Genomic DNA, 11,484 nt, shown 5'->3' on the forward strand with positions numbered 1-11,484 from the left:
CCTTACATGGCCAATTACAATAAGAAAGACGCTCGAGACTGGGCACGCGAAAAACTCGTTGGGGTCGCCAACGTTACGATTCCAACAATGACCTCCGACTTCAAACGCATCAATGAGAAAGCCGTTCGCCACGACGTAGAACTGGCAATCAAGCATGGCTTCGTCGGTTCGCTGTCCTGCTCGGAGGTAGCCATCACCCAAGAGCAGTACGGTGAGTTCTGTCAAATCATGGCCGATCAAGCAGCCGGCCGTCTCGTGATCGTTCACCACGCGGTGTTCAACACGCTGGAAGATAACATTGAGGCCGTGAAGCGAGCCGAAGCTGCCGGCGCCGACCTTGTACTGCTTGGCTATCCTCCGTTCTTCTATCCGAAGTCCTATGACGAAGTATTCGAGTACACCAAGGCGATCTGCGACGCGACGAACCTGGGCGTAATCATCTTCCCGCTGCCCGCCTGGGGTTTCAGCCGCTTGCACCCTGCCGATATTCCGCTGGCGGTGCTGCGTCGCATGGTCGACGAGATCCCCAACGTCGTTGCAATCAAAGCCGAAGGCGGACTGCCTTACATCATGTCGGCGATCGAAGTTCACCGCGAATTCCATGAAGAAGTCGTTATCTCATCTCCGCTTGAGTATGAGTACGTGCCTTTGGCACAAGTGATGGACATCCCATTCTGCGGAACCAACTACTCCTCTTACTACGGCCCATTGCTACCACAGATCCACAAGTTGATCCGTGCGGGCAACTACGATGAGGCAACTCAGCTCTGGTACAAAATGGATCCGGCACGTAAAGCGTTTGCAAGCCTCCCAATGGCGGCAAACGGGCTTCTCAATCGCATGATGTGGAAATACCAAGGCTGGTTGCAGGGTTACAACGGTGGTCCTATGCCGCACCCGACCCAACGTGTGTACCAGCGCGACATGGCTGTGCTACGTAAAGGGCTGGAAGCTGCTGGACTGAACCCGACCACCGACCTCGATGAAGCCTTCTTCATCGGTCGTAACTCCATTTGAGGTCTGCCCGATGAATAGCACCGCAACCTTGAATCTGAAAGACCCCGACCTGCTGCGTCAGGCAATGTTGATCGACGGCGAATGGGTCCAGGCAGACAGTGGCCAGACAATCGAGATCCACAATCCAGCCACTGGTGAATGGGTAGCGCGCGTACCAAACGGTGGAGAGTCCGAGACTCGCCGCGCAATCGCAGCGGCCGAACGCGCCATGCAGGGATGGCGCAAGACGCTGCCAAAGGAGCGTGCAAAGGTCCTGCGCAAGCTCTATGAGCTAATGCTTGAAAACATCGAGGACCTGGCGGTCATCCTGACGGCCGAACAGGGTAAGCCCTTGGTGGAATCCCGTGGCGAAATCCTTTACGCCGCAAGCTTCATCGAATGGTTCGGGGAAGAGGCGAAGCGCGTGAATGGCGACATCATTCCGCAGAATGTAGACGGTCGGCGCATTCTCGTGCAGAAAGCCCCTATCGGTGTTTTTGCAGCCATCACACCGTGGAACTTCCCCTCCGCGATGATTACACGCAAAGCCGGTCCGGGCTGGGCGGTTGGTTGCGCTGGAGTTATCAAGCCGGCCAGTCAGACCCCCCTTTCGGCACTGGCTTTGGCCGTACTCGCCGAGCGCGCCGGTCTGCCGCCTGGTGTGTGCAACGTCGTCACGGGCTCGGCCCGCGCAATCGGCGGGGAGCTCACCGCAAACCCGGTCGTTCGGAAGTTGTCTTTCACAGGTTCGACCGAAGTTGGATCGCTGCTGCTGGCCCAGTGCGCTCCGACCATCAAAAAGGCGAGTATGGAACTGGGCGGCAACGCGCCGTTCATCGTCTTTGACGATGCTGATATCGATGCCGCAGTGAAAGGTGCAATTGCCGCCAAGTACCGCAACACAGGTCAAGCCTGCGTTGCCGCCAACCGCATGCTCGTTCAATCGGGTGTTTACGATCAGTTTGCGAAGAAGCTCGCGGATGCAGCCGCTGCGCTCAGGGTTGGTAATGGCATGGATGACGGTGTGGTACTGGGTCCGCTCATCAATGGGGATGCAGTGCAAAAGGTCGAAGAGCACATTGCCGATGCGGTGAAAAAAGGTGCACGCATTGCTACCGGAGGCAAGCGTCACCCCTTGGGCGGTAGTTACTTCGAGCCAACAGTGCTCACCGATGTGTCACGCGATGCACTGATCTTCAATGATGAAACCTTCGGCCCTGTCGCTCCCCTCTTCCGTTTCGAGACTGAGGACGAGGCAATTGCGATGGCCAACGACACACCTTTTGGCTTGGCAGCCTATGTGTACGCACGTGACGTCGGTCTGATCTTCCGTGTCGTCGACAATCTTGAGTTCGGCATGGTGGGCGTCAACGAGGGGATGATCTCCACAGAAGTTGCACCCTTCGGCGGCGTGAAGACCTCCGGACTTGGCCGGGAAGGCTCAAAATACGGGATCGACGACTACCTGGAAATCAAGTACGTCGCACTGGGCGGCTTGTAAGCCGGCGATAGTGGGTGAGGTGGTGTATGTCTATAAAACATGCGCCCTCACCTACACGCATTCATCACGGCGCTGTAAATTTTGCTCAATGGCCTCACTGATAAGACGTATCAGTGGGGCTCCAAACCCTCGTCTCGCTCTACGAGATCGACACAAGTTACGCATCTGATACCACGGCCAAAAGCAGACACTCACTAGGCAATCTGATGAGATGCGGCGTGTAATGACATCCAGTTCAATAATTGAAGTCATGCCCCAACTCCGCCTGCATCCACTCCAGAAATCTTCTGACCCTTGGGAAGTTGGAATGCGCTTTCGGGAAAACCAGGTGGTGTGCAGTGATTGCCGCACTCAACTGCGGCACTACCTCGACCAACGTTCCACGCGCTAGATAATCCTGCGCAAGCAGTGTGCTTTCCAGGGCAAATCCAAGCCCGTGGCTGGCTGCCTCCAGCGTCATGTAGGAACGGTCAAAACTCAGTGTGTAAGGCTTTTCAGGGCGCGATAAACCATGTTGTGCAAACAACTGTGGCCACTTGATCAGCGTCGCCTCCGACAGAATCAGGTTGCAGTCCAGCAAATCCGCAATGGCATGAATGGGTCGTTTTTCCAGGAGTTTGGGAGAAGCCATGACCGCGATTTTTTCATTGCGCACCGTGCGCACTTCGAAACTGGGCCAGTTGGGCATTCCGTGGCGGATGTCCACGTCGATCTTGTCCCGGCTGAAGTGCAGTGACTCATAGGAACACGAAAGGTTGAGCTGGATGTCAGGATGACTCTGGCGGAATTGCTCCAGACGCGGCATCAGCCACAGCAGTCCGAAACTGGGCGATGAGTGCAAGCGCAGGCAATCGAGGCTGAAGTCACTGGTCGCGCGCTCGGTCGCCACGGCAAGGCTGTGCAGGATGCCGGACACCTCGGTCAGGTACTGCTCGCCCACCGGCGTCAGGGTCACGCCTCTGGCGGTTCGGAAAAACAGCTGTCGCCCGATCATCGCCTCAAGCTTGGCCAATTGGTGGCTGACCGCCGAAGGCGTTAAGTCCAGCAATTCGGCAGCGCGGGCGACATTGCCAAAGCGCGCTGTCTGCTCAAAGGCCTGAATGGCTTTCAGGGGTGGCAGTGTCGGGGGTACTTCGCCGGTTGAACGCATGGTGATGGTTTTTCCGCTGTAAATAGCCTGAGCCGGGCATCGAGCCATTCAACCATCCAACTGCAAAAATGACGAGTGCTGAATTTTTTTCAGTACCCAGTGAAGTTCGCGTTATTGCTCAGGAACGGGGTGGAGCACAAGCTGAGTCATCGATTCGCTACGGATCGACCCAATAGCACTCTCCAATAAGAACAATGAGGTACTCCCATGCTTCTCCAAGGCAAAGTCGCGATCATCACCGGTGCAGCCTCCGCACGTGGCATTGGCCGCGCGACAGCGACCACCTTCGCGCAACAGGGCGCACAGGTTGTGATCCTCGACTTGGATGAATCCGCCGCCCGCGATGCCGCCGCCTCCCTGGGCGAAGGCCATCTGGGTCTGGCCGCCAACGTCGCTGATGAATCACAGGTTCAGCAGGCCGTCGCGAAAATCATCGAGCATTTCGGTCGCATCGACATTCTGGTCAACAATGCTGGCATCACCCAGCCTCTCAAAACCCTGGATATTCGCCCTTCGGACTACGACAAGGTGCTGGACGTAAGCCTGCGCGGCACCCTGCTCATGTCCCAGGCAGTGATTCCGCTGATGCGCCAGCAGTCCGGCGGCAGCATCGTCTGCATGTCCTCGGTTTCCGCGCAACGAGGCGGTGGCATTTTCGGCGGCCCTCACTACAGTGCCGCCAAAGCGGGTGTGCTGGGCCTGGCCAAAGCCATGGCGCGGGAACTGGGACCGGACAAGGTGCGCGTCAACTCCATCGCCCCCGGCTTGATCCACACCGACATCACCGGCGGCCTGATGCAGGACGACCGTCGCCACGCGATCATCGACGGCATCCCCCTGGGGCGTCTGGGGGAAGCTCAGGACGTCGCCAATGCGGCCCTGTTCCTGGCCAGCGACCTATCCTCTTACCTGACCGGCATCACCCTGGATGTGAACGGCGGCATGCTGATTCACTGAGTACACCTGGGCGGGCCTGCCCGGCCCGTGCGGTTCTGGATCGACGATGCAGCCGGGCCTCGGGCCCTGGCGGTCAATAAAAACAAGAGATCGAACCATCATGACAACCCTGTCGCTCGAAGCGGTTTCGACCGTGCGCTCCTCCGCCTACCGTAAAACGGCCTGGCGCCTGATGCCGTTCCTGATGCTGTGCTATCTGTGCGCGTATCTGGACCGGGTCAACGTCGGCTTCGCCAAGCTGCAAATGATGAACGACCTGGCCCTCAGCGAAACAGTCTATGGACTGGGCGCGGGCATGTTCTTCATCGGTTACTTCCTCTGCGAGGTGCCGAGCAACATCATCCTGCACAAGGTCGGCGCTCGGGTCTGGATCGCCCGCATCATGATCACCTGGGGCATCGTCTCGGCCCTGTTCGCCTTCGTCGAAACTGCCTGGCAATTCTATGCCTTGCGCTTTCTGCTTGGCATTGCCGAAGCCGGCCTGGCGCCGGGCCTGTTGCTGTACCTGACCTACTGGTTCCCGTCCTACCGCCGTGCACGCATGACCGTGTTGTGGTTCATCGCCATTCCGCTGTCGGGCATGGTGGGTGGCCCTCTTTCCGGCTGGATCATGAACCACTTTGCCGGCCTGCACGGTTGGGCCGGCTGGCAATGGATGTTCGTGCTCGAAGCTGTGCCCACCGTTCTTATCGGCTTGCTGGTACTGAGCTACCTCAAGGATGGCGTACATCAAGCCACCTGGCTCGATGACGACGAAAAAGCACTGATCCGCCGCGAGCTGGCCGAGGATGACCAGCAGAAAATCACCCATGCGTCGGTGGGCGAGTTTATTCGCGACCGTCGTCTGTGGTTGCTCGCAGGCATCTACTTCTGCGTTGTAATGGGCCAGTACGCGATCACCTTCTGGCTACCGACACTGGTACGCAACGCCGGGGTTTCCGATCCGCTGCACATCGGTTTCCTGACCAGCCTGCCCTACCTCTGCGCCATCGTGGCAATGCTGCTGGTCGGTCGCAGTGGCGACAAACACCGCGAGCGACGCTGGCACCTGATCGCCCCGATGATTGCCGGCGCACTCGGCCTGACCCTCGCCGCATTGCTGGGCGGCAATATCGTCCTGTCCATCCTGAGCCTGTGCCTGGCGGCGTCCGGCATTCTGTCGGCGACGTCGCTGTTCTGGATGCTGCCCACCACATTGCTCGGGGGCGTTTCCGCCGCCGCGGGCATTGCGGCAATCAACAGCTTCGCCAACCTCGCCGGGTTCTGCTCGCCTTACCTGATCGGCTGGATCACCACACAGACCGGCTCCAGCGCCATCGGCATGTACCTGATCACCGGTGTGCTGGTGAGCGGCGCCCTGCTGGTCCTGCGCATTCCCGCCGCCCTGGTCAATCGTTGAGTTAACGGAGTTTCATCATGACAACCCAGTCTTCACACGCTTCAAGCAAGAGTCTGGCGCAGCGCGCCCACAATATTCGTCGTCACTCGCTGCGCATGGGGCAAGTCCAGGGCCAGGGTTATGTCGGCCAGGCCCTCGGGGCGGCCGACCTGCTGGCCGTGTCCTACTTCCATGCGTTGAATCTTAAGCCTGAGGACCCGGAATGGGAGGAACGTGATCGCTTCTACCTCTCCATCGGTCACTACGCCATTGCGCTGTATGCCGCCCTGATCGAAGCCAAAATCATCCCGCTCGATGAACTGAAAACCTACGGTTCGGACGACAGCCGCCTGCCGATGTCGGGCATGGCCGCCTACACCCCGGGCATGGAAATCACCGGGGGCTCGCTGGGTCAGGGCCTGGGCATCGCTGTCGGTGCCTGCCTGGGTCTCAAGCGCAAAGGCTCGGCCTCCTTCGTCTACAACCTGCTGTCGGACGGCGAGCTGAATGAAGGCTCGACCTGGGAAGCCGTGATGTCGGCGGCGCACTGGAAGCTCGACAACCTGATCGCCATCGTCGACGTCAACAATCAGCAAGCCGATGGCTATTCGAGCGAAATCCTGTCGTTCGAACCCATTGTCGATCGCTGGCAAGCGTTCGGCTGGTTCACCCAGCGCGTCGATGGCAACGACATCGATGCACTGGTCGCGGCATTCGATGCCGCTCGCCATCATCCCGGCGCCCAGCCACGAGTGATCATCTGCGACACCAAAATGGGCAAGGGCGTGCCCTTCCTGGAAACCCGCGAGAAGACGCACTTCATTCGCGTGGAAGAGCACGAATGGGATCTGGCACTGAACAATCTTGAAGAAGGAAAAAACCAATGAGCAATGCCGCAAACACTCCGACTTCGACTGCCGAGCCGATCAAGAAGCGTCTGACTACCTCGGCGATGATCGCCTCCATTGCTTCGGAAGGCCAAGCCACCAAGTCGGCGCCTTTCGGACATGCATTAGCCGCGCTTGCCGATCAGCGTCAGGACATCGTCGGGCTGTCCGCCGATCTGTCCAAGTACACCGACCTGCACATCTTCGCCAAGGCCCATCCCGACCGTTTCTATCAAATGGGCATGGCCGAGCAATTGCTGATGAGCGCGGCCGCCGGCATGGCCCGAGAAGGCTTCGTGCCGTTTGCCACCACCTACGCGGTGTTCGCTTCGCGCCGTGCCTATGACTTCATCTGCATGGCCATCGCCGAGGAAAACCTCAACGTCAAGATCGTCTGCGGCCTGCCCGGCCTAACCACCGGTTACGGCCCAAGCCACCAGGCTACGGACGACCTGGCGATCTTCCGCGCCATGCCTAACTTGATGATCGTCGATCCGTGCGATGCACTCGAAATCGAACAGGCCGTGCCCGCCATCGCCGCGCATCAGGGGCCGGTGTACATGCGTTTGCTGCGCGGCAATGTGCCGCTGGTGCTGGACGAGTACGGCTACAAGTTCGAGATCGGCAAAGCCAAGACCCTGCGCACCGGTAACGACGTTCTGATCATCTCCACCGGCCTGATGACCATGCGCGCACTGGAAGCCGCCAAGGCACTGCAAACCGACGGCGTCGATGTCGCCGTGCTGCACGTACMGACGATCAAACCCCTGGATGTGCAAACCATTCTTGCCGAGGCAAGGAAGCCAGGTCGGCTGGTGGTCACAGCAGAAAACAGTTCGATCATTGGCGGTCTTGGCGAGGCCGTTGCAGGGGTGCTGCTGCGTAACGGAGTGACGCCAACTTTCAGGCAGATTGCTTTGCCCGACGCGTTCCTTGACGCAGGTGCCCTGCCGACGTTGCATGATCGTTACGGAATCTCAACTCAAGCCGTTTGCGCACAGATTAAAGGTTGGCTGTAACCGCACTCCAAAGGCACCTGCCCCCAGGTGCCGTTCAACTCGATGCAAGTTAGTAAACTTCCTCAGCCTCTAACGTCATGACTATGAAACCAGACGGGCTTCCTGATTCGGTAGCTCAAAGCAATCACCTGCAACGAGAGTCAACCGCCAACGCCCCTTGCCGTACCAGCACCCCGTTTATGAAATTGACGGCAGCGGCGAGCGCCTCACGCCCCTCGGAGAGCACCGGCGCATATGCCTGCCAGACATGAAACATACCGGGCCATACCTCCAGCCTGGTGTCCACGCCCGCTGATCCAGCGTTTCTCGCCAGACGTACTGCATCATCAAGAAGGATTTCACACTCCCCCACTTGAATCATCATTGGCGGCAACCCCTGCAGGTCAGCCTCCAAGATAGCAGTCTCGACCTGATCTCCCAGGTAGGCGTCAGCACTGGCTTGCAACTTCTGAGGTGTAAGAAAGCAGTCCACTGCAATCTTGGTATGGATGCTTTCTCCGGCAAGAGCCAGATCCAGCCAAGGAGAAAACAGCACCACGCAACCTGGCATTTCCATTCCCATGGTCCTGGCGTGAATCAGGGCGGCCATGATCAAATGGCCTCCCGCCGAATCCCCCACCAATGCAATATCGTTTGCTCCTTCGCAATTAGCGAGTAACGCCGCATACGCAGTCAGAACATCTTGCTGTGCAGCAGGGTATGCATGTTCAGGTGTCAGTCGATAATCAACCACGTAAGCCGTGGAAGATGTACCGGCAGCAAGCGTGCCGGCGATTCCCTCAAAACCTTCAGCGCTGCCCACCATGAAACCACCACCGTGGACATAGAGCAAAGAGCGCTGGGAATCCACACAGGTTAACTTCCGCACAGGAACTCCACCGAGTGTCGACGCCGTGGAGCTGCAATCAGGCGGAGGCGAAAAACGCTTGCACAAGTGGTCAAAACCTATACGAGCCTGCTGCAGCGACCCAGGAGGATTTTCTCTTCGAGAGAGCAGTTCATTACGAATAGCATTCAGTTCACAACTACTCATTCTTGCCTACCAATCAAAGAGTGACGTGGAGTGTCAGTCAGATATCAAGCACCAGCCTTGATGACTTGGCACGTGAAACACACTGCAGAATGACCGCATTGGAAGCACGCTCCTCATCGCTGAGGACATAGTCCCTATGATCAACTTCACCCGCTAGCACCCGGCACTCACAGGTACGGCAAAGGCCCTCCCGGCAGGAATAAGGCACCATTATCCCCACCTCTTCGAGTGCATCTAGAAGGCTGGTATCAGCTGGCACGGTTAACTCCATGCCACTGCGAGCAAGTTCCACTACGAAGCTTTTGTTCTGTTCCTTTTCAGGTGCATTCGACTCAGGTGCACTAAACAACTCGAAATGCACCTGGCCGGAAGGCAGGTAAGCCTGTGCGGCATCCCGTACCGCATTCATGAGCGGTGACGGCCCACAGCAATAGAGGTGGTCCGTTGCCTTTGCTTGTCGAGTAAACGCCTGCAGATCGGGACGACCGGCCATTTCGTCATCCGAGTGAAATACTAATTTTCCGCCACGAGGAAGATGCTCGATGTAAGCAGCCCGGGACCGGGATCGGACGCAATAGAGAAGTTGCCATGGTTTGTCATTCGCATCGCACCAACGAATCATGCTAAGAATCGGCGTAATGCCGATACCGCCGGCGATAAATAAATAGGTGCTTGCGTCGTGTGCCAGCGGAAAGTTATTGCGAACCGCGCTAATTTCGAGCAGGTCGCCAACTCGCAGATGTGCATGAATGAACGCTGAGCCACCCCGTGACGGCTCAGACAATCCGACCCCAATTGAGTAGCTTCCGTCCGAAGGATCGTACCGGTGAACGGAGTACTGCCTGATCAGACCATTTGGCAGGCGAACATCAATGTGCGAGCCCGCGTCGGCCACAGGAAGAGGTTGACAGTCCAAGGCCAGCAAGCGGATATCCATAATGGCGTCAGCAGCTTTCACGATCGCCATCACTCGAACGCGGTTCCAGTCGCTCATCTCAGACCTCCTGGATCTTGACGGGATTGCTTATCGCCTGCTCAGCCTTATAAGCATTCGCCACCAGCCACCTGAAATACGAAAGAGCAGCATCAGCTCCGATCGGAATCATTTTGAAATCGGAAGTCAACTTCAACATGCGATCTTGCGCATGAATCATATCGCTGTCCTCCTGGAACGCTGTGACGACCTGGTTGTGGATTGCCAGCGTCACCTCGGGGTCATCAATGGCGAAATTATGAGGCTGCGAAAAGAAGTAGTGCGTGGATTCGTCCGTTTCCGGAGTCAGTGCCTGAGTGCTACGGAACTCTGCCGCATTGACGCGATTTCCCGCCTTGGCATTTTGCCCACTGGGCTGCATTCCCGAATCCATCAGGAAGATGCTCGGCAGCAGGAAGTCATAGATATTCCAACGATCGACAGACCCCGGATAATTTTTGACTTTCTGCACAAAAGGTGCGGGCTTGATTCCTTCACCCCAACGCGTTACTCGCACGCCGTTTTCCAGCTTTTCGACCGTAGGTATGCAGGCCGCATACGCCTCGTCACCGCCCAGCGTGTTCGGATGAACGTAGGGCAAATGTGCGAGGTCAAGCAGGTTGTCAGCGATCAGCAGGTAGTTGGTGGTGTAATAGGTGTAACCCTCCAGGCTTCGCCACTCGGGGTCATCCAGCCAATGTGTATCAGGGATCAGGGACGGATCCGCCAGGCTGGCATCACCCACCCAGATCCAGATCCACTTGTGCTTCTCTACAATTGGGAATGTGCGCACCTTAGCCTGCGGAGGAATGCGCTCTTGTCCGGGTATTTCGACGCAGCGCCCCACCGTATCAAATAGGAGACCATGGTACATGCACCGAAGCTGATCGCCTTCTAGGCGCCCTTTCGACAGTGGAGCGCCTCGGTGACAGCAACGGTCTTCGAAAGCCACCACTTTTCCGTTGGTATCACGCCATAGCACCACTGGCACGTTGAGAATCGTTCTTGCGAGAAGTTTATCGACCGGGATCTCACTCGACCAAGCAGCTACATACCAAGCGTTACGAACGAGCATGACGTCGACCTCATTTCTTGTTTTTGGTGTTGAAATTATCTTGCTGACGCCATGCTAGCGGTGGATCATCTATGCGCATAGATCATGGAGCTAATACAGAATATGCGCGGTACTCATGGTAAAAAATTCGATTTGAATCTCTTGCTAGCGTTCGATGCGCTTCTGAAAGAGCGCAATGTATCTCGAGCAGGAGAGCATCTTGGTTTGACGCAGAGCGCCATGAGCCATGCACTACGACGTCTCCGGGAGTTTTATGAAGACCCCCTCTTCGTCCGTATTGGCGATGCGATGAAGCCGACGCCTTTCGCAGAGGAGATGGGGGATTCAGTTCTGGAGATCGTATCCGCCGTACAGCACAGGCTGTTGGCGCAGGCCAGTTTCAGCCCTATGTCTTCCACCAGGGTCTTCAGCCTTTGTATGACGGATATGGGCGAGTTGGTATTTTTGCCCCGGCTGATTTCAGAACTTCAGAAGGTGGCCCCTCATTGCCGAATACGAACATCGCAACTACCCAC

11 protein-coding genes are annotated in these 11,484 nt (G+C 57.3%); 7 read left to right on the forward strand and 4 right to left on the reverse strand.

Annotated elements, in window-relative coordinates:
• Positions 1–6: 6 nt before the first annotated feature.
• Both AC1DXW_RS22770 and AC1DXW_RS22775 read left to right on the forward strand, forming a co-directional pair.
• The gene (locus AC1DXW_RS22770; RefSeq protein ID WP_056723304.1) at positions 7–1,017 is read left to right on the forward strand and encodes a dihydrodipicolinate synthase family protein; all 1,011 of its coding nucleotides are present in this window, start codon (positions 7–9) and stop codon (positions 1,015–1,017) included.
• Positions 1,018–1,045: 28 nt separating this feature from the next.
• Positions 1,046–2,497, forward strand: coding sequence for an NAD-dependent succinate-semialdehyde dehydrogenase (locus AC1DXW_RS22775; RefSeq protein WP_477756147.1), 1,452 nt, complete (start codon positions 1,046–1,048; stop codon positions 2,495–2,497).
• 235 nt (positions 2,498–2,732) lie between these two features.
• On the opposite strand, the gene AC1DXW_RS22780 is transcribed toward AC1DXW_RS22775, so the two are convergent.
• Positions 2,733–3,647 (reverse strand): LysR substrate-binding domain-containing protein, encoded by a 915-nt coding sequence (locus AC1DXW_RS22780; protein ID WP_056723421.1) that lies wholly within the window; start codon positions 3,645–3,647, stop codon positions 2,733–2,735.
• A gap of 207 nt (positions 3,648–3,854) precedes the next feature.
• On the opposite strand from AC1DXW_RS22780, the gene AC1DXW_RS22785 reads away from it, so the two are divergent.
• From AC1DXW_RS22785 to AC1DXW_RS22800, 4 genes are all read left to right on the forward strand, one after another.
• Complete coding sequence (locus AC1DXW_RS22785; RefSeq protein WP_056723307.1) at positions 3,855–4,604, forward strand: SDR family NAD(P)-dependent oxidoreductase; 750 nt, start codon at positions 3,855–3,857, stop codon at positions 4,602–4,604.
• 100 nt (positions 4,605–4,704) lie between these two features.
• Positions 4,705–6,003 carry an MFS transporter gene (locus AC1DXW_RS22790; RefSeq protein WP_056723308.1) on the forward strand — a complete coding sequence of 433 codons (1,299 nt, stop codon included), beginning with the start codon at positions 4,705–4,707 and terminating at the stop codon, positions 6,001–6,003.
• 17 nt (positions 6,004–6,020) lie between these two features.
• Positions 6,021–6,869 (forward strand): transketolase, encoded by an 849-nt coding sequence (locus AC1DXW_RS22795; protein ID WP_477756422.1) that lies wholly within the window; start codon positions 6,021–6,023, stop codon positions 6,867–6,869.
• Positions 6,866–7,888 (forward strand): transketolase family protein, encoded by a 1,023-nt coding sequence (locus AC1DXW_RS22800; RefSeq protein ID WP_477760479.1) that lies wholly within the window; start codon positions 6,866–6,868, stop codon positions 7,886–7,888. Before AC1DXW_RS22795 ends, AC1DXW_RS22800 begins: the two co-directional genes overlap by 4 nt.
• Before the next feature lie 124 nt (positions 7,889–8,012).
• Here AC1DXW_RS22800 and AC1DXW_RS22805 read toward each other — a convergent pair whose 3' ends face one another.
• The 3 genes from AC1DXW_RS22805 to AC1DXW_RS22815 all read right to left on the reverse strand — a co-directional run bounded on the left by AC1DXW_RS22805 (position 8,013) and on the right by AC1DXW_RS22815 (position 10,969).
• A complete protein-coding gene (locus AC1DXW_RS22805; protein ID WP_477760480.1) occupies positions 8,013–8,756 on the reverse strand; it encodes an alpha/beta hydrolase in 744 nt (247 codons plus the stop codon).
• A gap of 202 nt (positions 8,757–8,958) precedes the next feature.
• Positions 8,959–9,915: a PDR/VanB family oxidoreductase gene (locus tag AC1DXW_RS22810; protein ID WP_056723315.1), complete on the reverse strand. Its 957-nt coding sequence runs from the start codon at positions 9,913–9,915 to the stop codon at positions 8,959–8,961.
• Between the two features lies 1 nt (position 9,916).
• A complete protein-coding gene (locus tag AC1DXW_RS22815; RefSeq protein ID WP_477760481.1) occupies positions 9,917–10,969 on the reverse strand; it encodes an aromatic ring-hydroxylating dioxygenase subunit alpha in 1,053 nt (350 codons plus the stop codon).
• Between the two features lie 102 nt (positions 10,970–11,071).
• Here AC1DXW_RS22815 and AC1DXW_RS22820 point away from each other — a divergent pair.
• Positions 11,072–11,484, forward strand: a 413-nt coding sequence (locus tag AC1DXW_RS22820; protein WP_477760482.1) for a LysR family transcriptional regulator, incomplete at its 3' end; no start/stop codon positions are given.

Source organism: Pseudomonas sp. P4_C4, assembly GCF_056402055.1.

What these genes read in the sequence shown, in the direction of transcription:
- AC1DXW_RS22770 (WP_056723304.1), top strand. Translation starts at nt 7, where the DNA reads ATGGCCAATTACAATAAGAAAGACGCTCGAGACTGGGCACGCGAAAAA.
- AC1DXW_RS22780 (WP_056723421.1), bottom strand. Translation starts at nt 3,647, where the DNA reads ATGCGTTCAACCGGCGAAGTACCCCCGACACTGCCACCCCTGAAAGCC.
- AC1DXW_RS22785 (WP_056723307.1), top strand. Translation starts at nt 3,855, where the DNA reads ATGCTTCTCCAAGGCAAAGTCGCGATCATCACCGGTGCAGCCTCCGCA.
- AC1DXW_RS22790 (WP_056723308.1), top strand. Translation starts at nt 4,705, where the DNA reads ATGACAACCCTGTCGCTCGAAGCGGTTTCGACCGTGCGCTCCTCCGCC.
- AC1DXW_RS22795 (WP_477756422.1), top strand. Translation starts at nt 6,021, where the DNA reads ATGACAACCCAGTCTTCACACGCTTCAAGCAAGAGTCTGGCGCAGCGC.
- AC1DXW_RS22810 (WP_056723315.1), bottom strand. Translation starts at nt 9,915, where the DNA reads ATGAGCGACTGGAACCGCGTTCGAGTGATGGCGATCGTGAAAGCTGCT.
- AC1DXW_RS22815 (WP_477760481.1), bottom strand. Translation starts at nt 10,969, where the DNA reads ATGCTCGTTCGTAACGCTTGGTATGTAGCTGCTTGGTCGAGTGAGATC.